Raw genomic sequence first — 24097 nt, 5'->3', positions numbered from 1 at the left:
TGTGAACATACTGGGTTACCTGGAAAGACTTAAACGCAACGATCAATCTTCACAGCTATGGTGGGATTCTTCGCCTGCCGTTTACCTGCCTTACAAACAGCACCTGCTGGATAAGTACCCGGCCGCCGCAGCTTATATAGATGCGTTGATGCCAGACGATTTCTCCCAGTCCCGGGGCTTGTGCAGCGTGACCACCAATCCCCGGCTGGTGACCGCCGTTATCCTTGAAAAACGCGAGTACTGGTCGTCGCGCTTCAACCTGGCGAGCCTGACTCCCAGCGAATTGCACAAGCAGTTGTACAACGAGGTCATCGTTGAGGGGGCGTCGGCGCTCCAGCCGTTGTGGGTTCAATCGGCACAGGTCGAAGGCTGGATTTCCGCGCAGGTCGACCCGGTGGATGTGCGCTGCACCGAGCGCATGACCGTCAGGGGCCTGGAACTGCATCGCCTCGCACCGAATGTGATGGTCAAGGTGCCGGGCAGCCTGGAGGGGTTGTTGACCGTCGAGCAACTGGCCGCCCAGGGCGCGTCGATCAATATCACCTTCTGCTTCACGGTTGCGCAGTTCCAGGCCGGCATCCAGGCCATCGAGCGGGGCATGGCGACGGCGCGCAGCAACGGTATCGACACTGCCCACTGCAAGTACGTGATCACCTTCATGATCGGGCGTTTCGCCTGTCAGCCCGAACTCACGCTGCAGGCCGCAGAGCGTGGCCTGGCATTCAGCGCCGAGGAGCTGCGCTGGGCCGAGCTGATGATCTACGAGCAGGTCCAGGCGTTGGTGGCGGCCGCGAGCGTGCCGGTCAAAACCTTGCTGTCCAGTATCAAAGTCGATGTGGACGAGCGAGGCAACAAGCATTGCTGGCACCTGGAAAAGACCGGGCATGCGGCAACCTGCTACACGCTGACGCCGGATGTGGTGGAGTTCCTCATCGAGCGCGAAAGCCACGGCAAACCGGTGGTGCCCGCCTTGAAACCACAGAAACCGCCCGCGTCGACCTTCGCCAAGCTGATCCGTATCCCGTATTTCTACGAAGCCTACTTTGTCGACAGCATCGAGCCGTATGACTTTGGCAACCATGAGGCGTTTATCAACGCCTGCAACGAAGCCAACAGCGCGCACCGACGCCTGACCGATTACTGCGTGCGGCTTTGCCCGGTGACCAAGCCTTTCAAGCGCGCGCTCAACGCACTGCTGGCCGCTGAATTCGGGGTGGTCGCATGAACCGGATGATCGGGTTGTGGGCCCACCCACGTTCGCGCTCCACCGTGCTGGAACGTGTGTTTATCGAGAGGGGCGATTTTGAGGTTTTCCATGAGCCCTTTGCGCACATGGCGTTTTCCGAGGACTCGGCGATCCCGTCGGATGAGTGGGATCACAGTTTGCCCACGACGTACCAGGGTATAAAACAGCATCTGTTGATCGCCCGTGAGCGCACACACGTATTTCATAAAGACATGTGTTACCACTGTCTGGATAATTTGAAAGTTGACAGTGAGTTTCTCGCGCAACAGGACAATATCTTTCTTATCCGCGAGCCGGCCAGCAGCATTATTTCCCATCATCGGGTGCACCCGGATATGCCGTTGCAGGCCATTGGGCATAAAGCGCTGTACGAGATCTTTTGCGTGGTCACAAAACTCACGGGCAAAGTGCCTTATGTGATTAACGCCGATGATCTGGCCGCTGAACCGGAACGGGTGATTCGTAAGTTGTGTGATTACTTGGGCATTGAGTTTCTGCCGCATGCCATGACGTGGAAGCGAGAGTGTCCGCAACAATGGAAAACCTGGCGTTGTTGGCATGCTGCGGCGGAAAACAGTGAGCGCATTGTGACGCCGGATAACCACCACATCGATATGAAAGCCTTCGACCAATACCCGAAGTTAAAAGCGATGTATGAATACCATCGGACTTTCTACGCGCGCATGAACGAATTTTGCCAATAAGGATGGTTGTATGAAGAAGTTGATTGTTACCGGGGCGGCCAATGGCATTGGTCGGGCCACGGTGGAAATGGCGATTCAACAGGGTTACTTCGTTATCGGCGCCGACAAGGATGCCGAAGGCCTCAACGTGTTGCAGCGGCTTTACGGTGCTGAAGTATTTGAAGCGCATATCGCCGACTTTTCCGATATGGCGGTTATCAAGGGTTTTATTCCTGAACTGTATAAGCGTCATGCAACCGTTTATGGCTTGGTCAATAACGCCGGGCTTTATCACGGTAAAAGTGTCTACGCCTATTCCGATGAGCAGATCGACGAGATCCTCACCGTCAATCTCAAGGCACTGGTGTATCTGTCCAAGGACTTCGCCGAACGGGAAATGACCCACGAAGCCCCGCGCAGCATCGTCAACATTGCTTCGGTGGCCGGTGAAGTGGGCAGCTGCGATGCCCTCTACGGCGCCACCAAGGCGGCGGTGATCGGCCTGACCAAGGCCAACGCGTGGAACTTTGCGCCGTTCGTACGGGTAAACGCGGTGTCCCCGGCGCTGATCCATGACACCGCCATCTACGACACCATCCCCGAATACCGCCGCGCCGAGTACGCACGCCAGGAAGTCCTCAAGGATCCGATCCAGCCTGGCGGCGTGGCCGAGGTCATCTTGCTGCTGGTCGGCGATGCCCTGCGTCACAGCACCGGCAGGGTGATTTCGGTCGACAACGGAGCCTACCCACGGTGAGTCATTCGATGCGCAAGAAAAAACTGCTGCTGGTGGGCGCCGGCAACCTGTGCCTGCAGATCCTCAAGATTCTCGGGCCGAAAAACGCGTTCGAGTTTGTGGTGTTGGGGCGCAATGAAGAGGCGACGATCCGGCTGTGCAACCTGGTGGCGCTGTCGTGCGCGCAACTGGGGCAATTCATTGCTATCAGGCCGGTGATTGCTGACCTCACGGACATCGGCCGGGTGACGCAGCTGCTGCGTGAAGAAGCCCCGGATATCCTGGTGAACTGCGCGTCGCTGCAGTCGTGGCGGGTGATTACCGGGTTGCCCAAGTTGTCGTTCGAAAAGCTCGACCAGGCCCAGTTCGGGCCATGGCTGCCCATGCACCTGACGTTGATGCACTGCCTGATGCAGGCGGTGAAGGCTTCCGGCATCTCGGCCAAAACCGTCAACGCGGCGTTCCCCGATGCGGTCAACCCGATCCTGGCTCGCGTCGGCCTGGCACCCGATATCGGTGTGGGGAATGTGGCCAACCTGATTCCCGCCGTGCGTCTTTCCATTGCGCGGTTGCTCGAATGTTCGCCCGCCGATGTGCAGGTGCAGTTGTATGCCCAGCACTACTTCAGCCACTACGTGCCGCGCGGTGGCCTGCCACCGCGTGCCAGCTACCGCCTGTTGTATGAAGTGCGCGACCGCCCGCAGCTGGCCCGCCTGCCGGCCGAGGCGATTTTTTCTACGGTCAAATCCGAGTTCCGTCGCCTGGGCGGGGTGGATGGGCAATTCCTGACCGCGTGCTCCGCCGTCACGGTTATCGAAGGGCTGTTTTCAACCACGCCGGCGTGGGTGCATGCGCCTGGCCCACTTGGGCTTCCGGGTGGCTATCCGGTGCGGCTGCATGAGGGGCGGATCGAGGTGCAGTTCTCCGAGGCCTGCCCACGGGATGAGGCGGTGCGCATCAACAGCATCTGCCAGAGCCAGGACGGCATCGACGAAATCCATTGCGATGGTTCCGTCACGTACAACCCGCAGTGCATGGCCGTCATGCAATCGATGCTGGGCTACTCCAAGCACAGCATGTCCATCGAACAGTCCGCCGAGTTTGCCCGTGAGTTGGCGAGCAAGTACCTGTCCTTCAAGAATTCGACCTGGTAGGTATGTCATGAATCAGATGACCAGAAACAAGCACAACGACGTGGCCAGTTACTCCGCGCAGTACTCGACGGAATTTGTCGAACGTTGGGATGAGTTGATCGATTGGGAGAAGCGTAAGGCGGGGGAGGGCGGGTTCTTTGAAAACCTGTTGCGAAGCCACGGCGTGCAGTCGGTGATCGACGTCTCGACCGGCAGTGGTTTTCATGCCGTCCAGCTCAAGCAGGCCGGCTTTGACGTGGTCGCCACCGATGGCAGCAGCACCATGTTGACCAAGGCGCGGGCGAACTTTCGCAAACATGGCCTGGATATCCAGTCCCATTACCGTGACTGGCATTCACTGGATCCACAGGAACTGGGGCAATTCGACGCCGTGGTGTGCCTGGGCAGTTCGCTGTGCCATGTGTTTGAAGCGCATGATCGATTGAGGGTGCTGGCGAAATTCAGGGCCTTGCTCAAGCCGGGCGGGTTGCTGATTGTGGACCAGCGCAATTTCTTCGCCATCCGTGCCGGTAAATTCAAAGCCAGCGGTCATTACTATTACTGCGGTACGAACGCTTCGGTGAGCTTGGGCCAGGTCGATGAACGCCTGTGTGAGTTCATCTATTCCTTCGATGATGCGCAGCAGTACAGGCTGCAGGTTTACCCCCTGTTGCCGGGGGAATTGAAGGGGGAAGTGCTCAAGTCCGGATTTACCGACCATGAAAGCTACGGTGATTTCGAGCGTGACTACGACATGATGGATTGTGATTTTGTCATCCACACTGCGCGCGCCGAATAGGGAGGCTTGATGAGCACACTCGTACAGAGCAATGCCCGCCCATTGGACAGTGTCGTGCTGGCGATCGTCCTCACCGGGTTCGTGGCCAGTACCTACGGCTTTGGGGTTTACCTGTTCGCCAACCTTGTCGTGGACATGCGCCGCGACATCGGCTTCGACTACACCACGGTGGGCCTGATCACCGGCGGCGCGCAGATTGGCTTCCTGCTGTTTTCGTCGGTGACCAGTTACATCAGCCGTTTCTTCGACGGCTGGAAAATCAGCCTGGTGTCCACCGTGATGACGTCCCTGGCGCTGCTGGGCCTGAGCGTCAGCGACAGCATCTGGTTGTCGGGGGCCTTGTTGATCCTGCTCGGTGGTTGCTCCGCCTCGGTGTACATCCCGCTGGCGGAAATCGTCACCAAGGGCTTCAGCCCGGGTAATCGCTCGCGGGTCATGGGGCTGATCTCCAGTGGCACCAGCTATGGCGTGTTCATCAATGGCTTGCTGGTGTCGTTCCTGACCTTGAATGGTGGCTGGCGCTCGATCTGGCTCACTGCCGGCCTGATCTCGGTGGCCCTGTGTCTGGTGGCCTGGTTTCTGTTGCGCAACCTGGCCGCGAGCCAGGACACCGGGTTTGCCGGCGAGCGCGCCGTAGCGTTTGACAGCCGCCAGCCGTGGCTCAGCCGCTCGCTGTATCTGACCTGGGCCATCGCGTTTCTCAATGGCATGGCATTGCTGCCTTTCCAGACGTACCTGGCGCCCTTCCTGCGCGATGAATTGGGCGTATCGGTTCAAGACGCCGGGTTTATCTGGACCACCATCGGTGCGGTGGGCATGGCCTCGGGCTTTCTGGTGGGGTGGATTGCCGACAAGGTCGGTGTGCGGGCGTCGCTGGCGATGTGTTTCCTCAGTGCAGGACTGGCCGCCACCCTGGTGTTCAGTTTCAACAGCCTCCCGCTGTTCTACTTGGCCGCGTTCCTGTTTGCGCTGGCGTTCTACCCCATTTTCGGGCTGGTCCCCAGTTACATCGGGCAGATCGTGCCGGTCAGCCGGCTGACCCAGGCCTTTGGCATCGCCAATGTGCTGATCGGCTTGGGCGGGGTGTGCGGCAACTTTCTGGGTGGCTTTTCCAAGGACCTCACCGGGTCGTTCTCGACGGTGTACTGGGTGGTTGCGCTGTTGCTGTTCGTGCAATGCGTGATGGTGTTCATGTTGGGTAAACCGCCGACTGCGGCGAAGGAGGGCGTGCGGCCATGAGTTATTTTCCAGACAGTCCAAGCCAGAACCTGCACGCGTTTGCGTTCAGCCATCGGCGCGCCGGACGCGGGCCCAAGCCTGCGGTCATCTGGCTGACGGGTATCTCGGCGTCCGGCAAATCGACCATCGCTGATGCGTTGGACATCGCCTTGCAGAAACAGGGGCGGATCACCGCGATCATTGATGGCGACTCGGTGCGTGGCGGGTTGTGCCGCGACCTGGGTTTTACCGACAGCGACCGCGATGAGAATATCCGGCGGGTCGCCGAAGTGGCCCGCTTGATGATGGAGGCGGGGCTGATGGTGATTGTCGCGCTGATTTCACCTTCGTCGGCCAGTCGGCATTACGCACGTTCGATCATCGGCAATGAGTTTTTTGTCGAAGTGCATGTGGATGCACCGTTGGAAGTTGCTGAACAACGTGATCCGAAGGGCCTGTATAAAAAAGCCCGTGCGGGCCAGATCAAACACTTCACCGGGATCGACTCCCAGTACGACGTGCCGGTGTTTCCTGAAGTGCACTTGAATACCCAGGCGCTTTCGGTGGAGCAGTCGGTCGAGGCGATTCTGGATTGGGTGGGGCACAACGACAGTCGCGGTTAGCCGTCTGTCTTTGCGTCGGCTTTGCGCCGGGATGACAATATCTGTAACTCGAAAAAACAAGGTAATCTGCGCCATCGCAGGGAGAACGCGTTTTTTCGGGAGCAGGCATGACACATTTTACGGGCACTGCAAAATCAATTCGCCTGATTGGCGGGGCCCGGGTCCTGGACTTCATCAATACCACCAATGGGCGTCGCCCCGGCACTTCGCTCAAGGTCATGGAAGAACGGCTCACCAGTTTTCAGTTCTTCTTTGAATGGGCCCTGCATGCGTCGTTGATCTCGGCCCGGGAGTTCGATGACTACAAGCCGATGGTGTTTGAGTCATCGATGGCTTACCAACCGAACCTCGACGCGATCATTGCGTTCAGGGAATGCCTGTATGCAGTGTTTTATCCGTTGTCCTTGCAAGCTGCCGCGCCCGACCACGCCTTGCAGCAGATCAACGAGGCCTTCCAGCAAGGCGCAGCACGGCGGGTGCTGCGTTCTGTCGAGGGCAAACCTGCCTGGGCGTGGATGCCTTGCACCACGGCGCAGGAGCTCACGGCCATGGTGCTGGGCCGCCTGGCCATCGAGGCCACGCAATTGCTGGTATCCGGTGATCTGCACGCATTGCGCAGTTGCAGCGCTACCGACTGCGACTGGGTGTTTCTGGATATCTCCAAGAACAAACAGCGCAAGTGGTGCCAGATGAGCGTGTGCGGCAGCCGGGAGAAACTCAGCCGGCTCAGACAGGTGGGTGGCAAAACGGCGCATTGAGGGCCCATGGCGAGTAGCAATTGCCCTGCTTAATAGGAAGCATTACTATTCACGCCCCGCCTCCCCAGTGCTCCCGCGATGATCCCTCAGCCGCCCCGCAGAACAGGCTTTTTCGAACACTACGAAGAGTTGATCGGGACCTGGACGCGCCGCCTGAGAAATCGCCAGCAGGCCGAAGACCTGGCCCATGACACTTTCGTGCGGGTGCTGGAGGCAAAATCCTCCGAGGTCGAGCAACCTCGCGCCTATCTGCATCAAACGGCGCGCAATATTGCCGTAGACGCCTTTCGACGCGAAGACCGTCGCGAGGCCATGACCCTGGAAGTTTTTGATCAGCGTTCGCCGCACACCGGCGACCCGGAACATTTCATGCACGCGATCCAGTTGGCGGACTCTATCGAGCGAGCCTTGGCCGAGCTGCCGCTCAATTGCCGCAGGATTTTCATCTGGCAGAAAATCGAGGGCCTGACCCAGCAGGAAATCGCCGACCGCCTGGGGCTGTCTAAAAACATGGTGGAAAAGTATATGATCCGCACCCTGCGGCATCTGCGCGACCGCCTGGACGCGATGGCGCCATGATCGCCCGCTCTGAAACAGGATCATCCATGATGGATAACCGTGCCCGAGACGAAGCCGCGCAATGGTTTGTGCGCCTGCAAGACGCCGAGTTGAGTGCTGCCGAACGCCAGCGTTTCGACGCATGGCGCACTGAGCATCCCGATCACCAGTATGAGTTCGATGTATTGCAGGGCGTGTGGAGCGCCGCTGACTTGCTGCCCAACGCCCGCCTGCAGGCGCTGTGCGAAGCGCCCGCGGAACGTCCCAAGCGCCGAGCCATCCTGCGTTATGCGGCGGCCGCCAGTGTGGTTGCAGTCGCGCTGGGGCTGGGCCTGTTCAGCGGGCTGGATCATCCCAAGCCCTACCGCGCCGAGTTCAGTACGCGTCTGGGGGAACATCGCCAGGTGGCCTTGCCCGACGGTTCGGTGATGGACCTCAATAGCCGCAGCATCGTCACGGTGCATTACGAAAAAGGTCGGCGTGGCGTCGAGATCAAGCAGGGCGAAGCGATGTTCAGCGTCGAACATGACACCAGCAGGCCCTTTGTCGTGGCGGCCGGGGCAGGGCAGGTGACCGTGACCGGCACGCGATTCGATGTGCGCCGCGATGACGACCAGACCCGCGTCATGGTCGAAGCCGGCACCGTGAAAGTACAAGGCCGTGCGCCGGACAAGATGGTGACGCTGACAGCGGGCCTGGGCAGCCATGTCGACAACCAGGGGCGGGTAGCCGCGGCCTACGCGGTGAACACCGAAGAACTGACCGCCTGGCGTACCGGCAAACTGGTCTTCAACAACGCTTCGCTGGGCGAAGTGGCCCGGGAAGTCTCGCGTTATCGGGAGCAACCGCTGCGGGTCAGCACGCCGGCCGTGGGCAACCTGCGCCTGACCAGCGTATTCAAGTCCGACGACACCGATGCCTTGCTCAAGGCGTTGCCGCACATCCTGCCGGTAGCCTTGCGCACCTTGCCGGACGGCAGCCAGGAAATTATTTCACGCTGACATTCAGGTTTTTTTCGAGTTCTTCGTCTTCTCCTGCAACTGCAACTGGTTTGCATTAACAGCCGCACACTCTTGCGATCACAGGACTAGGTTCGACGTGAAAAAACTCGCCGTGAACAACAATAAAATCTCCCGCTGGGCGCCGCTGGCCCTGGCGCTTGCGGTCAGTGCCGCGCTGCCTGTGGCCTACGCCGCCGAGGCTATCCACATCAAGGCCCAGTCCCTGGGCACAGCGCTGAGCCAGTTGGGCCAGCAGACGTCCCTGCAAGTGTTCTTCAGCCCCGAACTGGTTGCGGGCAAGCAAGCGCCGGCGGTCGACGGCAACCTTTCCCCCGAACAAGCCCTGCGCCAGTTGCTGCAAGGCAGCGGCCTGGACTACCAGATCGATGCCGGCTCCGTGACCCTGCGCCCACTGAACAGCGGCACCGGTGAAGCCGGCTCGCCGCTGGAACTGGGCGCCACCGATATCAAGGTGGTGGGCGACTGGCTCGGCGACGCCAACGCCGAAGTGGTGCAGAACCACCCCGGCGCACGCACGGTGATCCGCCGTGAAGCCATGGTGGAGCAGGGCGCGATGAATGTCGGCGACGTGCTGCGCCGTGTGCCGGGTGTGCAGGTGCAGGAATCCAACGGCACCGGCGGCAGCGATATTTCCCTCAACGTTGGCGTACGTGGCCTGACGTCACGCCTGTCGCCACGTTCCACCGTGTTGATCGACGGTGTACCGGCAGCGTTCGCGCCGTACGGTCAACCGCAATTATCGATGGCGCCGATATCCGCCGGTAACCTGGACAGTATCGACGTGGTGCGCGGTGCCGGTTCCGTACGCTACGGGCCCCAAAACGTCGGCGGCGTAATCAACTTCGTGACCCGCGCCATCCCCGAGAAGTTCTCCGGTGAAGTCGGTACCACCCTGCAAACCTCCGCCCATGGCGGCTGGAAGCACATCGACAATGCGTTTATCGGCGGCACCGCCGACAACGGCATCGGCGCCGCCTTGCTGTACTCCGGGGTCAATGGCAACGGTTACCGCAACAGCAACAATTCCAACGACATCGACGACGTGATCTTCAAGACCCACTGGGCGCCGACCGATCAGGACGACTTCTCGCTCAACTTCCATTACTACGACGCCAGCGCCGACATGCCCGGCGGCCTGACGCAGAAGCAGTTCGACGCCAACCCGTACCAATCGGTACGCGACTGGGACAATTTCAGCGGGCGCCGCAAGGACGTATCGTTCAAGTACATCCGCCAGATCGACGACCGTACCCAGGCCGAGGTGCTGACCTATTACTCCGACAGCTTTCGCGGCAGCAACATCGCCAACCGTGACCTGAAGACCCTCGGTTCCTACCCGCGCACCTACTACACCTTCGGCATCGAGCCACGCGTCTCCCGTGTATTCGATGTAGGCCCGAGCACCCAGGAAGTCAGCCTGGGCTATCGCTACCTCAAGGAAGGCATGCATGAGCAGGCGACCAGCCTGAATCTGGTCAACAATGTACCGACGCCGGGCGGACAGAGTGACGGCCATGTCTATCAGGATCGCACCGGGGGCACCGAGGCCAACGCGTTCTACATCGATAACAAGATCGATATCGGCAAGTGGACGGTGACTCCGGGGATCCGTTTCGAAGATATCCGCACCGAATGGCACGACCGTCCGGTGATCGCGTTGAACGGCACCCGCACCCAGGAAAAACGCCGCGAAGTCCACAACAACGAACCGCTGCCCGCATTGAGCGTGATGTACCACGTTTCCGACGCCTGGAAACTGTTCGCCAACTACGAGACCTCGTTTGGCAGCCTGCAGTACTTCCAACTGGGCCAGGGCGGCACCGGCGACCAGACCGCCAACGGCCTGAACCCGGAAAAGGCCAAGACCTACGAGGTGGGTACGCGCTACAACGACAATGTCTGGGGCGGTGAGCTGACGTTCTTCTACATCGACTTCTCGGACGAGCTGCAATACGTCAGCAACGACGTGGGCTGGACCAACCTCGGCGCCACCAAGCACACCGGTATCGAAGCCTCGGCGCACTATGACCTGTCGAACCTGGACCCGCGCCTGGATGGCCTGACCGCCAATGCCGGCTTCACCTACACCAAGGCCACGTCCGAAGGTGACGTGCCGTTCAAGGGCCGTGACCTGCCGCTGTATTCCCGTGAGGTGGCTACCTTGGGCCTGCGTTACGACGTCAACCGCTGGACCCATAACCTGGATGTATACGCCCAGTCCGGCCAGCGTGCGCCAGGTACAACCAGCACCTATATCACCCAAGGTACGGCTGACGGCCAGTACGGTGATATTCCGGGCTACGTCTCGGTCAACGTGCGCAGTGGCTATGACTTTGGCGAGCAGTTGTCCAACCTGAAACTGGGCGTTGGTGTGAAAAACGTCTTCGACCAACAGCACTACACCCGTTCCAGTGACAACAATGCTGGACTGTACCTTGGCGAGCCGCGAACGTTCTTTGTACAGGCCAGCGTCGGGTTCTGATTCATTGCGAAAGGAAAAGTCGCAGCTCCCTTCAGGGCTGCGATTTTTTTTGCCTGTTTCCTACGTGTGCGCAGCGCATTTGGCTGTCTGTCGCGGAACTGATTCCGACGCAAACCCCACACATGGGCACACCTTATTGGCATCGACGCTAAGTTGAAGCGACAGCCTGAAGGTCACGCTCACTGTATTGGAGAAACTCATGTCGGTATTGACTCTCGATCCGCCCGTATCTGCATCAACCACGCCCAACCGGACGCTGGCAGACACCAAGCCTCAGGCTAAACCCGCCGGCCCGGCGCCTACAGCGCTTTCTTTCAATGACCATCGCGCTGCCAGCGTCAGCTTTCACTGCAGCGAGAATAACTCCGGCCCTGTGCTTGGTAACGCTCAGCCAACCATGGGCGGTCACTTTTCGGGTCAGCACAGCGTGTTCATGCCGCCCAGTTTCAGGGACAGGTTCAAAGAATTGATGACCAGTTTGCTTGGTGGTCACCGATCACCGATGCATCCAGGCTGTAGTAATCCGCCGCCAAGGCCGAATCCTGGCTGGAGCAGCCCGCCGCCACGACCGAACCCCAGTGTTGGCAGGCCATGCCCGACCCGACCGTGCGAATCTGATACTGACTACAGCTTGAAGAACCGTGAACAGTTGATGCGGCTGATGCTCGACAAATTTACAGCCTTCGAGGACACCGGGTACCCGGGCTACATGAGCGTTGACAGCATTAAAACGAAGGCGAATCGGCCGTTGCTCCCTGAATACGGTCCGAACAAAGAAGAGAACAAAAAAAGGAACCAGGAAACTCGCCTGGCCAAGCAAGTCTTGAAAGATCCGAACCTGATGAATGCCATCTTCCGAAACCCTGTCACAGGCGCACGGGAGCGTCTGGCCAGCCCACAAAGGCTGGACATGCTTGCCAACAGGGAGGACTACTTCACCTACCACAGCGACAAGCAATTGCGCCAAGAAGTGCGTGAGCATTGGGGTCGGAATCCGCGGATCGAAGTCCTTCAGTGGTGGGCGAACAGACCGCTGACGGGTGATTCTGAGCAGGACCATCGGACCCAACTGGCGAAGGAGCTCCTCTTCCATCGCAGCGATCTGGTGCAGAAACTGTTCAGAAAATGACTTCCAAATCGGTCCCTGGCCCACGACACCTTTGTGCGGTGCTTGAGGCAAAATCCTCCGAGGTTGAGCAACCTCGCGTCTATCTGCATCAAGCAGCGCGCAATATTGCCGTTGACGCCTTTCGACGCGAAGACTATCGCGAGGCCAGGATCCTGGAAGCCTATGAAAAGCGCACGCAGCACACGGGCGAGCCGGAGCGTTTCATGCGCGCGATCCAGTTGGCGATGGACAATCGCTTCTCTTGGCTGCGCGATGGTCAGATCAAGCGAAAGGAGTTGATGGACTATCACCCAGTCACAATGGAACCGTTCGTGAAGACCCCGCCATACAGAAAACATCCACCGGTCATTGACTGCCGGTGGAGGTCTTCATCTACTGAATCAGGTCTGGACCATGAATTCGACATCTTGTGAATCCCGTCATGCTCCGTACAAAATCTCGACCTTGGCCGCACCTGCGCAGGAGGCGGAAAACCCGAGAGAACCTCAGGGACTCAATCTCACATCCTCGCCCAGGTTCAGCTTCAAGGCGCCCACCGCGGAAGATTTTGACAAAGGCTCTCGAGCCCTCATGAAAGAGTCGACCCCCGGTTCGGTTATTTCAGTGTTTTCCAGTCTTTGGAACAAGTTGGTCCGCCGTTAAGCCTTGCAGTCTCACATCGACACAACTTTTTAGAGCATGGAGGCTCGATAAGGTGAACTGGTTACAAACGCTAAAGACTCATTCGGGTATATGCGGCGTTTTGGACGGCAGTCGTCGGAACCATCGTTTTCTCGGAGCCACTCAAGCAGAGCTTGTGCCACGTTGATTTCAAGGTGTTTTCGAGATCAGTTGACCAAGGCACAGGTTACGTAATCTAGATAGAGTGGAGGTTGATCATGGTCGATAGTGTCAATAACTATGTGCGGGCGAGAGCGTCAAATATACTGAATATTCCCTCAGCAGGCGCGGATCGGCCAACGGGTAGAGGTGATGCCCGCGATACAATCGATAGGAGTGCGCTGGGCAAGCCGCTGCCGGCGGCGCCGTCATTCGGCGCCAGTTTTTTGAATGGCGCCTCAAGGCACTTTGACGGTCAGAATTTGTATGGCGGCATGACGAAGGCCGGCAACCCCTATGTCAGTTCAGACGATCACGTGTTGGCGACGGCCCTGATGAACAACTGGTCATTACTGGACGCGTTCAAGAAAGATGGTCAGTTGACCCAGGCTTCCTTGCAGGAGATCGCTAAAGAGGAACCCAGCAGCAGTAAGGTCTCGGAGCGCACCATCATGTTGGCGCTAGAGATACTCAACCGTCCTCGGCTGAACGACGCTATCTTGGAGAAGGGCGGTAAGATCACGTATGACAGCCTTGGCAAAGCGGCCGACTTGCAGGTTGGCAACACCAACCCCAACACCCAAAGCGCGGACCCGTTCCATGCGAAGACTGATGCGCAGGTCGTCAAGAGTTTGAGGGGCATGTTTGACGAATTACGCGACAAGTCGAAAGACTGGACGTTCTTCTTTGATAAACATCGATATCTGAAAACAGACCTCATCATCGAAATGAGCATGGACCCAGACCAAACCGATAAGAACGGTGAGCCTGTACGAGATGCGCGTACTCGGGTTCCTTTAAAGAAATACACCGAGTACCAGGTATACCTTGGCAAGAATCTTAGGGAGAGGCCAGGGTTGCTGGCTTCTCTAGACAGTCACAAAGCCAATGGTCACAACATTTTCGGCAGCCATAACGACGATGGATGGATAAAAAACTACAGCGTTGATCGCTGGCTGAAAAACGACAAGAAAGAAAAAGGGAGATAGGCCCTGCCGGCAGGCACGGGCCGTTTGAAATACTCAAACGGCCCATGCCGCTTCGCTCTCAAACCCGCAGTATTTTCCCACTGATCGCTACCACCGCCAGCAACACACCGACCAACAGGAAGGCGGTTGCCAGGCTGCTGCCGTGGGCGATGAAGCCGATCACGGCCGGCCCAGCCAATATCCCGGCATAGCCCAGGGTAGTGATGGCCGGTACGGCAATATGTTCTGGCATGACAGTCTGTTTACCGACGGCTGTGTACAGCACCGGAACAATATTGGAGCAACCGGCGCCTATCAATGCGTAACCCAGCAAGGCCATTTCCCAGGCGGGGGACAGGGTGGCCAGGAATGTGCCGGCGGCCGCAAGCGCACCGCCGCCCACAATCACCCGGGTAGCACCCAGCCGGCGCACGATGGAATCTCCGGTCAATCGTCCGACCGTCATGGTCAGGGCAAAGGCTGCGTAACCCAGACCTGCATAGGCTTCATCGAGGCCGCGCTCGGCACTGAGAAACACCGCGCTCCAGTCAAGTACCGCACCTTCTGCCAGGAACACGATAAAGCACAGGCAACCGATGAACAGCACCACACCGTGAGGTACGGCAAACGCCGGGCCCGAACTCTCACTGCCGTAAGGCAGCAGATGCGGCGCGGCCTTGAGCAGTGCTGCCAATGTGATGACAATCACCACCAGGGTCGCCTGCAACGGCGACAGGCCCAGCCCGAGCAGACCCGAGACACCCGCCGCACCGACGATCCCTCCCAGGCTGAACAGCCCATGAAAGCCCGACATCATGGCTTTGCCGCTGGCGCGTTCAACGATCACCGCCTGCAGGTTGACCGTGGAATCCACCGTGCCCAGGCCCGCACCGAACAGGAACAACCCAGCCATCAGCAGCGGAATCGAACTGACCGTCGCCAGCAGCGGCAATGCCAGGCAGATCATGATCGTCCCGGCGCTCAGTACGCGTCGGCAGCCGAAACGTGAGGCCAATGCACCCGCGGCGGGCATGGCGATGATCGAACCGACCCCCAGGCACAGCAGCAACAGCCCCAGCGTGCCCTCGCTCAGACCGGCGCGAGCCTTGGCATACGGTACCAGCGGCGCCCAGGCCGCGATGCCGAAGCCGGCAATGAAGAAGGCGATACGGGTCGACATTTGCTCCTGCCGCCCGGGAACCACGGGCGCTGAGGTGGGGATGGCAGTCATGAAAAATCCTTGGTTTTGCGTTCAACGAACGATGTCCGGCGCGACATCCTTGCACATCAGGCCTTGGTGTGCGAGCCGGGTTCCGTTGGGATTCGGGCTGCCTTGAATTTTATTTTTACAAGCTGGAACGCCAGGGCGGGTTGCAGCCACATACGTCGTATCGAGTTTGTAGGAGGCGGTCTGGAAGGTGTGTAATCCCTGCGGGAACGATTGAACCCCAGGGTTCTCGTGGTGGATTACCACCTTCCAGGCCGCTTCTGAAACTGCGTCAGGCGGGTGGTGTGCAACGGCGGGATCCCACACAATCGAGCAACTCCTTTTTTGCGCTCAACCCATGCCTCGGTGGATGACCTCATGACTCTGTTCTACGACGCTCGCGGCAATATCTATGGTGTGGTCAGCCCGGCTTCATTGAGCAGCAAGGGCATTGATGTACCCGAGAGCGCTGAGCGTGCCGCGGTTGTGCGTACCGCCTGGGCAGCGTCGGCTATCGCCTCGGAATGCAGCTGGGGCTCGGTGCCGCGCCCGGCTGGTGGCAAGGCCCACCGTTGTGATGGCCTGCTGGTGGGGCCGTTCCAGGACACGCCGCCGTTCGATCTGCTGATCGTAAACACCGACGGTTCTTTGGCCGAGCGCAGCGGTAATGGCTTGACGATTTTCGCCCAGGCCCTCACCGACCAGGGCCTGATGACCGAGGCTTGTGAGCTGCGGGTCCATCACGACAAATCGGATGCGCAATCACCGGTCGCCACTCGGGTGGAACCTGCCGTTCGTGACGATATTGCAGGGTTCTGGGTGGAGCTGGGGGTACCTGCCTTCGGGCCGGCGGCGGTGGGCGCGCAGGGGGTTGGGCAGGTGTTTTTGGAGGGTACTGAACTGAGCCAGGTCAGCGAGCTGGCGGCGATCAGTCCACAGTGGGCTGCCAGTCAATTCGTGCGGGTGGGCAACCCCCATTGTGTGACGCTGGTCCAGCAGCTCTCGACGTTGCCGGACAACGCACAGATGCTGCTGCCAAACCTGTTCCAGCCCTTGAAGGCCATCGCCTTCGCGCCCCCTGCGGGCGGTGGCCGGCCTTGTGAGGCGGGGGTCAACTTGCAATGGGCGGCGCGCCAGCCTGGCAACCAGGTCATAGCGCGGGTGTTCGAGCGCGGTGAGGGGCCGACCGCGTCTTCCGGCACCAGTGCCAGCGCCGTCGCCTGCGCGGCATGGCGTGCGGGCTGGGTCGAGAACGGTGACGTCGCGGTGGTGATGCCGGGTGGCGTTGCGCCGGTACGCTTGCACACCCAGGGCGAGACGCTGCTCGGCGTCAGTCTGTTCGGGACCGCACGGCTGCAGGCCTGAGGTTTTTTAACGGCTGACGCTGTGATTCAGTGTCGGCTGTTTCTGTGTCAGTTAGTTGTTATTAAGAAGTTTAGTGTAGGGCATTTCTTATTGTTAAGAAGTGGCACATTGACTCGTTTTATTGTTTTGTAAAAGACACTTCCAACTTCTTTGTACGAATCTTCTTTTTTATTTTAAAACAGCCGATTTTTTCCCGTAATCGCTAAGCTTTGAGGCGTTCAGGGGCTTTTTCTCGGCAGTTTATTCGCACACTTAACGAGGCAAAGCATTCCTGCGTGCTCATTCATTTATGGCGGGTAACAACGGATGGTTAACGCGTTTGTTTCGTCACGTTTCAAACTGATTCTTCCCTGCATGGATACCGACTTTCAGGTGCTGGCATTCAATGGCGGCGAGCGCCTTGACCAGCCTTTTTTCATCCAGGTGCAGGTGGTGAGTGAAAATCCTTCCCTTGACCTTGAGAGGTTGCTCCATCAACCCGCCTACCTGGATTTCGGAATGGGCGAAGGGCTGCATGGCCAGGTTTACGCAATCGGCCGGGACGACCCTGGCCGGCGCATCACGCTCTACCACCTGACCCTGGCACCGCGCCTGGCCTACCTTGCACACCGGCGCGACCAGCGGATCTTCCAGCAACGCAGCGTGCCGCAGATTATCGCGGCGGTGCTTGAGCGGCATGGCATCCTGGCGGACGCCTATGCATTCGAGCTTGGTCCCGTGGTGTATCCGCCACGCACGTTCTGTGTGCAGTATGCGGAGAGCGACCTGCACTTCATCCAGCGGCTGTGTGAAGAGGAGGGCATTCATTACCATTTTCGTCACAGCGCGGATGCCCATCTGCTGGTGTTCGGTGATGACCAGACGGTGTTTCGCCGTTTGCCCCAGCAACGCTACTGCCCTGCTGGCGGGCCGCAAGCCGCTACGCAGGTCGTCCAGCGTTTTGATGTGCGCCTGGCCACACGCACCCAGAAGACGGTGCGTCGCGATCATGACTTCGAACACCCTTCATTGCTGCTGCAGGACTGCGCGGGCTCGGCGCCGGCGCAACCTCTCGAGGATTATCGTTACCCAGCGGGATTCACGGGTCATGCCCGGGGCAAGCGCTTGGCGCGGCGGGGCTTGGAGCGTCACCAGCGCGACCGTCTTCGCGCATTGGGCCGCAGTGATCAACCGGCGCTGCGCAGCGGGCATTTCCTTGACTTGCGCGATCACCCCGATCCGTCCTGCAATGACTTGTGGCTGATCACCTCGGTGCGTCACGAAGGTCATCAGCCGCAGGTGCTGGAGGAGGCGACGCCCACGACTGATGGCTTCCAGGGGTATCGCAATCGCTTCACCGCGACGCCTTGGCAAGCGGTGCATCGGCCGCCCCTCAAACATCCCAAGCCGACCATCCATGGCAGCCAGACCGCAACGGTGACCGGGCCGCCGGGGGAAGACGTGCATTGTGACGCCTATGGCCGGGTGAAGGTGCGCTTCCACTGGGACCGCCTGGACAAGGCGGATGATAAAAGCAGTTGCTGGGTTCGGGTTGCATCCGGATGGGCCGGTGACGGGTTCGGTACAACGATGATCCCGCGTGTGGGCATGGAAGTGCTGGTGACCTTCCTTGAAGGGGACCCGGACCAGCCGTTGATCAACGGTTGCCTGCCCAACGCGTCGCACCGGCCGGCCTACCCCTTGCCGCAGCACAAGACCCGCAGCGTCTTGCGCACCCGCAGTACGCAGGAGGGCGAGGGCGCCAACGAGTTGTACCTGGAGGATCGTCGTGGCGAGGAGCTCATTTACCTTCGTGCACAGCGGGACCTGGAGCAGCAGGTCGGCCATGACAGTCGGTTGGAAGTGGCGGGGGAGCGACGGGAAGTCATTCATGGATTGAGTACGGCTCACCTGGCCAGCGAGGAGCATCGTCACATCACCGGCGATCGCAGGATCGTGCTCAAGGCGAGCGACTACCTCGATGTACTAGGTGACAGCCGTACCCATGTGGGGCAGACCCTTATCCTGGAGGCCGGGCAGCAGTTTCATCTCAAGTCCGGTGCCAGCCTGGTGATCGACGCCGGGGCGCAACTGAGCCTCAAGGCGGGGGGCGAGCATCTGGTCATCCAGGCCGGCGGCATCTTCAGCAGTCGCCCCATTACCCTGGGTGGGGCGCCGTCCGTCACCCTGGCGGCGAATGCCTCGGCAGCGATCGACACACCCAGGATCTCCCTGGTGCAAGGCAGACTCATGAACCTGGCCAGGCAATTGGGCGCCGATTACTGCCCGGTGTGCGAGCGCTGCCGCGAAGGACGGTGTGAACTGCCAGGGAGGGCCGCTTGATGCCAAGGATGCCAGGCCAGTGGATGGACCAACAGCAACAGCGGGGACGACGACTGTGCTTGATCCTTGAGGGGCAGAGCGACGCGCGCGCACCGCTGCTGGAGGTACGCGACTTGCCGGCGTACCGCAGTGTTTACGCCGAGACTGCCGTAGCGGAGTTGGCGGCAGAAGGCCCACTGATTGTGCTGCTGGGCCCGCTGAACGAGCACGCTTTGCTTGGCCTATTGCGGCAACCCGAGACGAACTGGGGCTGGCTGGGCAGTTTACCCGGCGAAGACCTGACGGCAGTGACTCGACACTGGCGTGACAGGCTGCTGGTGGGCCCTGAAGGCGCGCAATCGCTGTACCGCTTCCACGACAACCGTACCCTGGCGCGTGCCCTGGCCCATCTGGGCCAGGATCGCTGGCCGGTATTTTTCGGGCCATTGATCAGCGTGTGCTATTGGCACGAAAACCGCTGGCACACGGCTGACAACCGGGCCCCCGGTGAGTACCCGGTGCCGGATCCCGCGCCCTGGCTGGATGCACCCAACCCAAACGCAGCGGCCATCCTGCACGCCAATATCCTGCGTTACCTGTTGACTGAGCACAGTGAAGATCTGGCGACATTGGTGGAATTTCAAGACCCGCGAATCTGGCTGGCACAGGTACTGGAGCAGGCGCGTGCCTGGCAGTGGCAGGGGCCGGAGCAGCTGGAGTTTCTGGTGGTGCGAAGACTGGAGGAGGCGACTCGGAGCAGTGTTTTGCAGTGGCAGCCCAGGGTCGGTGAAGCGCCTGGGGAGCACTTTGAGCGAGTAGTGGCACAGTGGCGATTGATGGGGGGAAAGCATGAGTAGGCGAAGGTGGGGGGGGGTAATGGTGCTGGGGGTACTCGGGCTGACGGGGTGTGGGGGCAAGCCTGTGGATCGATTTACGTTGGAGGTGGATTTGCCGGCGGAGTTTGAACTCAAGACTGCCGCGAATTATCTGCCCGCTACCGGTGAGACCTGCGCTTTGCCGCGACGCCGAGGTAAGCGACCGGAGCGCAAAGTCTTTTTTACTGATTTCAAAGATGCTGCAAGCCGGGTGAGCTATGAACTGCCGCTGAGTGAAAAAATCGAGGGCTGCCCTTCGGTGCTGAGAAGCCTGGAGTTTGAGTTTTATGCGAAGTGGGGCAAACGGGATACGGACGTGGGTGGGAGTTTTGCCGCTATCTCCATTCGAGACCCCTCGGACGCCGACATACGCGGCATGCCAGTAACGGGAGTTCAGGAGCTGCATAAGCAATGTCGGTGGTTGTTCCGTACTGCGGGGCCGCAGCACGTGATCGTCAAGGTTCTTACATGCAGTTCATCCGGTGCAACAGTCCCGTTATCCAGACCTGTGCAACGAGATCAACTACCAGGGAAAACGCTCAGGATGGTGCTGACGATGACCGATGAGGAAGAACCCTATTTTGATAACAACTGGGTCGTTGTTCCCGGTGGATGGAAGCGTTGTAGAGGCAAAAATTTTGAAGATCTGGATGCGTTTTGCAACGGCAATACCACTGACTTCAAACCAATAAAAATGCCGGACGGTCGCATTTGTGATGTCTACCCATCCTGCAAGTAAGCAAGGAGAAGTTCATGAAGATGAATGCACGGAAGCAGGCTTTTTTCAGTGACAGCAAGCCGGCTTGCTCATGGCGAGGGCATTGGGTGAGTTTTTGTCTGGTCGATGAACTCGGCGTTGGGACGGCGTACGGTGGATTGCCTTACACAGTCCATGACAGTGCAGGGCAACAGTACAAGGGCAGGCTGAATGGAGAGGGCTTCGCCCAGTTAGCCAATATTTACTGCGGTCCTGTAATCCTCGTTTTTGACGATCCGTATTCAGGAACAGAACTGTTGTATCAGAGGCTGATGTCGCGCCAGACTTATAAACTTCCAATCACCGAGCTTCAGATTCGTGCTGAGCAAACCCGATTTTCTGCCTCGGATGGTCGGCGGACTGAAAGCAACCCCGCCCAGTTGAAAGCTGACCGTTTTTATCAGGTTGAAGTCCGTGATCTGGTTCGCCATGTCGCCCACTTGCCTCCGATTGCCCAGCGCACTCATCAACCTCGACGACACGCATTGAAAATGCTCGCCGACCTAGGTTTTGGGCCGCCCCAATCGATGCTGGTGGGGATCGTGTTGTTTCCCAACCACCATACCGCGCTGGAGGTTCGGCCGCTGCGAGCCTTGCGCCCGTTGTTTTCCAGCGAAGACAGCTTTTGTGCCTTGAACCTCTATCAATTGGCATTGATGGCAACCTTGAGCTACTGCAATTTCGGGCAAGAACCCGCTCAAGCACCGACTGAGGAGGTTCGATTTCCTTTCGATCCGAGTGTCGGCCATCTATTCGCTGAAAAACTCTCGGGTTTCCACGAGGCATGGCGGGTTGATTCCGAGCAGCAGCAACGCTTCTATCCCGTCTATGAAGACGTCCCTTACTCCCGGCGATTCGAGATCCTGCCCTTCGATCCTGAGTTGTACCCTCAGAACCATCCTGAGCGGGCAGAAGAACAAGAACATCCTGCGCGGTTGCATTTTTTCGACGACGAAAAATTTGGCACTGATACCCAGGCGTTCATCACTCATCACGAAGAGGTGATTCTGATTGCGGTGCGCGGAACAGCCAGCGCTGCTGACGGGCTACGGGACGCTAATGCTCATCAAGTGGCTTTTTTGGAGGGCGTTGGCAAGGCGCACGAAGGTTTCTATCAAGCCTATCAGGCAATGCGCAACTTCATACTCAGTTACCTCAGACAATTTCACACCAACCAAAGAATAATCATCTGCGGCCATAGCCTGGGCGGTGCAATTGCCTTGCTCTTGGCAGAAAGCCTGCGTCGGGCGCCGGGGACCAACTACAACATCCTCCTCTACACCTACGGCGCCCCCCGCGCCGCCGATTCCGAATTCACCGCAGGTGCCTCAACCCTGGTCCACCACCGCATCGTCAACCACAACGACCCCGTCCCCAGCGTCCCGGCCCCATGGATGAACACCACCGCCAAGCTCTGGGTCCCAGGTGCCGTCACGCTGTTCAGCGCCCCCGCGCCGGGTGGGTTGCTGTTCGCCGCCGGCCTGGTACGTTTCGGTGGCAACCCCTACGAGCACCATGGCGAACAATACCATTTCATGCCGATCACGCTCGCGGACGGCACGCATTCTTCGGTGTTGTGGCAACCCGGTTGTGAGTCCATCCAGGAGGCCGGCTGCAACCGGGCGCTGCAACTCAGCGGTGACATGCCTGAACGTGACAACCTGCTCAAGCAGCTGTTCCAGGCCAGCCAGCACTTCATGACCGCCAGCTACATTCCGGCCGCCTGGGCAACACTCCGGCGCTGGCAGCAAACCCAGGAAAGCAATGGGCCCTTGGTAACGCCGAGGGAATTCGAATTGCTTGACCGTGCGCTCGAGACCATGCGCGAGCAATTGCGCAACAAGCGTCGGGAATTGACCCGTCTAAGGGCGGCCAACGACCGGGGTTATGAGCATAACGAAGCCTTGAACGCCGAAATCGACCGTTTGCACACCAGTCGCGAGCGCCTTGCGACCCTGCGCTGGCGCCGTCTGGAAGCCCGTGATGTCTATGGTAGTCATGCCCATGGTGCCCACTTGGCAACCAGCCTCAAGCGCTGGTTCAGTCACCGTGAAAATCGCGAGCTGTCGCAGGTCGCCCGTATCCCTCCCGCTCTGGATAACGACAGGGGGAGGGCACATACGCTGGATATCGACTCGATTGTCTGACCGAGGTGTTTACGCAAACTCTACCTGGGCTGGCCGGCGTGTCATCAACACCTTACCGTTGCGGATCGAGTACAGCGGCAGGCCCTGACTGCGGATCACCTCGTAGTCGCTGTACGCCGAGAGGATCAACAGGTTGGCCGGGCGTCCCTGCTCCAGACCGTAGCGGTCACCCAGGGCCATGGCTTTGGCGCTGTTGTCGGTGACCAGGTCGAGGGCGCTTTGCAGGTTGCGATAGCCGAGCATGTGGCAGATGTGCAAACCGGCTTCGAGTACCCGCAGGATGTTGCCGTTGCCCAGTGGGTACCAGGGATCGACGATGGAGTCTTGGCCGAAGCACACATTCATGCCGGCCTCGAGCAGTTCGTTGACCCGGGTGACGCCACGGCGTTTTGGGAAGCTGTCGAAGCGACCTTGGAGGTGAATGCTCTCGGTGGGGCAGGAAACGAAGCTGATACCGGAATGTCCCAGCAGGCGAAAGAGCTTGGCGCAGTAGGCGTTGTCGTAGGAACCCATGGCGGTGGTGTGGCTGGCAGTGACGCGGGCGCCCATGTCGCGGCTGCGGGCCTCTTCGGCCAGTACTTCGAGAAAGCGCGAATGTGGGTCGTCGGTTTCGTCGCAGTGCACATCCACCAGGCAGCCGGTGCGTTCGGCCAGGTCCATCAGGAACTTCACCGAGCTCACGCCCTGGTCGCGGGTGTATTCAAAGTGCGGGATGCCGCCGATCACATCGGCGCCCAGGCGGATGGCCTCTTCCATCAGTTCGCGGCCATTGCGGTACGACTCGATGCCTTCCTGGGGGAACGCGACGATCTGCAGGTCTATCAGGTGTGTGCTTTCCTCGCGTACTTCCAGCATGGCCTTGAGCGCGGTGAGGTCCGGGTCAGTGACGTCGACGTGGGTACGTACATGCTGGATACCGTGGGCGGCCAGGGCCTGGATAGTCTTTTTGGCGCGGGTCTTGGTATCTTCCTGGGTGATGGTGGCCTTGCGTTCGCCCCAGCACTCGATGCCTTCGAACAGGGTGCCGCTCATGTTCCAGCGTGGTTCGCCGGCGGTCAGCGTGGCGTCGAGGTGGATATGCGGTTCGACAAAGGGCGGGATCACCAGGTTGCCGGCGGCGTCCAGGTCCCCCGCGCCCAGGTGCGGTACTGTCGATTGCGCGGTGATACTGGCGATCCGGCCATGTTCCAGGTGCAGATCATGCAGGCCTTCACGGTTGCGCAGGCGGGCGTTGATGATGTGCATGGGCAAGTTCCTCTTGGCTAAAACAA

20 protein-coding genes and 1 pseudogene are annotated in these 24097 nt (G+C 59.4%); 19 read left to right on the top strand and 2 right to left on the bottom strand.

Annotated elements, in window-relative coordinates; translation table 11 throughout:
• Window position 1: 1 nt before the first annotated feature.
• The 14 genes and pseudogenes from BM110_RS16215 (at window position 2) to BM110_RS16145 (ending at window position 14195) form a co-directional block, all read left to right on the top strand.
• A complete protein-coding gene (locus BM110_RS16215) occupies window positions 2–1225 on the top strand; it encodes a transaldolase family protein (protein ID WP_093513818.1) in 1224 nt (407 codons plus the stop codon).
• Window positions 1222–1950, top strand: a complete 729-nt coding sequence (locus tag BM110_RS16210) for a sulfotransferase-like domain-containing protein (protein WP_093513817.1) — start codon at window positions 1222–1224, stop codon at window positions 1948–1950. The genes BM110_RS16215 and BM110_RS16210 overlap by 4 nt, the downstream gene beginning before the upstream one ends.
• Window positions 1951–1960: 10 nt before the next feature.
• Complete coding sequence (locus BM110_RS16205) at window positions 1961–2686, top strand: SDR family NAD(P)-dependent oxidoreductase (protein WP_093127098.1); 726 nt, start codon at window positions 1961–1963, stop codon at window positions 2684–2686.
• Window positions 2683–3819: an SDR family oxidoreductase gene (locus BM110_RS16200; protein WP_093513816.1), complete on the top strand. Its 1137-nt coding sequence runs from the start codon at window positions 2683–2685 to the stop codon at window positions 3817–3819. The genes BM110_RS16205 and BM110_RS16200 overlap by 4 nt, the downstream gene beginning before the upstream one ends.
• A gap of 7 nt (window positions 3820–3826) precedes the next feature.
• Window positions 3827–4597: a class I SAM-dependent methyltransferase gene (locus tag BM110_RS16195; protein ID WP_071489708.1), complete on the top strand. Its 771-nt coding sequence runs from the start codon at window positions 3827–3829 to the stop codon at window positions 4595–4597.
• Window positions 4598–4606: 9 nt separating this feature from the next.
• Entirely contained in the window at window positions 4607–5836 is a 1230-nt protein-coding gene (locus BM110_RS16190) for an MFS transporter (protein WP_092249591.1), read from the top strand.
• Window positions 5833–6438, top strand: coding sequence for an adenylyl-sulfate kinase (gene cysC, locus BM110_RS16185; protein WP_093513815.1), 606 nt, complete (start codon window positions 5833–5835; stop codon window positions 6436–6438). The genes BM110_RS16190 and cysC overlap by 4 nt, the downstream gene beginning before the upstream one ends.
• Before the next feature lie 107 nt (window positions 6439–6545).
• Entirely contained in the window at window positions 6546–7196 is a 651-nt protein-coding gene (locus tag BM110_RS16180; protein WP_071489705.1) for a CGNR zinc finger domain-containing protein, read from the top strand.
• 78 nt (window positions 7197–7274) lie between these two features.
• Window positions 7275–7775, top strand: coding sequence for a sigma-70 family RNA polymerase sigma factor (locus BM110_RS16175; protein WP_093513814.1), 501 nt, complete (start codon window positions 7275–7277; stop codon window positions 7773–7775).
• A 26-nt stretch (window positions 7776–7801) separates the two neighbouring features.
• Window positions 7802–8755, top strand: a complete 954-nt coding sequence (locus BM110_RS16170) for a FecR family protein (protein WP_093513813.1) — start codon at window positions 7802–7804, stop codon at window positions 8753–8755.
• A gap of 97 nt (window positions 8756–8852) precedes the next feature.
• Window positions 8853–11258, top strand: coding sequence for a TonB-dependent siderophore receptor (locus BM110_RS16165; RefSeq protein ID WP_071489702.1), 2406 nt, complete (start codon window positions 8853–8855; stop codon window positions 11256–11258).
• A gap of 199 nt (window positions 11259–11457) precedes the next feature.
• On the top strand, window positions 11458–12387 hold the full coding sequence (locus BM110_RS29395; RefSeq protein WP_139217588.1) for a type III secretion effector protein: 930 nt from the start codon (window positions 11458–11460) through the stop codon (window positions 12385–12387).
• Between the two features lie 15 nt (window positions 12388–12402).
• Window positions 12403–12611, top strand: a pseudogene (locus BM110_RS29875) (RNA polymerase subunit sigma-24); the annotation flags it as partial.
• A 654-nt stretch (window positions 12612–13265) separates the two neighbouring features.
• The gene (locus tag BM110_RS16145; RefSeq protein ID WP_256575426.1) at window positions 13266–14195 is read left to right on the top strand and encodes a hypothetical protein; all 930 of its coding nucleotides are present in this window, start codon (window positions 13266–13268) and stop codon (window positions 14193–14195) included.
• A gap of 58 nt (window positions 14196–14253) precedes the next feature.
• On the opposite strand, the gene BM110_RS16140 is transcribed toward BM110_RS16145, so the two are convergent.
• Window positions 14254–15405 carry an MFS transporter gene (locus tag BM110_RS16140; RefSeq protein ID WP_093513811.1) on the bottom strand — a complete coding sequence of 384 codons (1152 nt, stop codon included), beginning with the start codon at window positions 15403–15405 and terminating at the stop codon, window positions 14254–14256.
• A gap of 354 nt (window positions 15406–15759) precedes the next feature.
• Here BM110_RS16140 and BM110_RS16135 point away from each other — a divergent pair, with 354 nt between their 5' ends.
• From BM110_RS16135 to BM110_RS16115, 5 genes are all read left to right on the top strand, one after another.
• Complete coding sequence (locus tag BM110_RS16135) at window positions 15760–16746, top strand: diaminopimelate epimerase (RefSeq protein ID WP_093513810.1); 987 nt, start codon at window positions 15760–15762, stop codon at window positions 16744–16746.
• Window positions 16747–17052: 306 nt separating this feature from the next.
• Window positions 17053–19068: a type VI secretion system tip protein TssI/VgrG gene (gene tssI, locus BM110_RS16130; RefSeq protein WP_093513809.1), complete on the top strand. Its 2016-nt coding sequence runs from the start codon at window positions 17053–17055 to the stop codon at window positions 19066–19068.
• Entirely contained in the window at window positions 19068–19904 is an 837-nt protein-coding gene (locus BM110_RS16125; RefSeq protein WP_093513808.1) for a DUF4123 domain-containing protein, read from the top strand. Before tssI ends, BM110_RS16125 begins: the two co-directional genes overlap by 1 nt.
• Window positions 19897–20661 carry a hypothetical protein gene (locus tag BM110_RS16120; RefSeq protein ID WP_175538850.1) on the top strand — a complete coding sequence of 255 codons (765 nt, stop codon included), beginning with the start codon at window positions 19897–19899 and terminating at the stop codon, window positions 20659–20661. The genes BM110_RS16125 and BM110_RS16120 overlap by 8 nt, the downstream gene beginning before the upstream one ends.
• 14 nt (window positions 20662–20675) lie before the next feature.
• Window positions 20676–22826, top strand: coding sequence for a lipase family protein (locus BM110_RS16115; RefSeq protein WP_093127142.1), 2151 nt, complete (start codon window positions 20676–20678; stop codon window positions 22824–22826).
• Window positions 22827–22835: 9 nt separating this feature from the next.
• Here BM110_RS16115 and codA read toward each other — a convergent pair whose 3' ends face one another.
• Window positions 22836–24071, bottom strand: coding sequence for a cytosine deaminase (gene codA / locus BM110_RS16110; protein WP_093513806.1), 1236 nt, complete (start codon window positions 24069–24071; stop codon window positions 22836–22838).
• Window positions 24072–24097 lie beyond the last annotated feature (26 nt).

The organism is Pseudomonas sp. NFPP28, assembly GCF_900115535.1.
Classification (GTDB): Bacteria; Pseudomonadota; Gammaproteobacteria; order Pseudomonadales; family Pseudomonadaceae; genus Aquipseudomonas; species Aquipseudomonas extremorientalis.
Note: the sequence above shows the minus strand (reverse complement) of the source record. Positions and strands in the feature narration are given on the sequence as shown.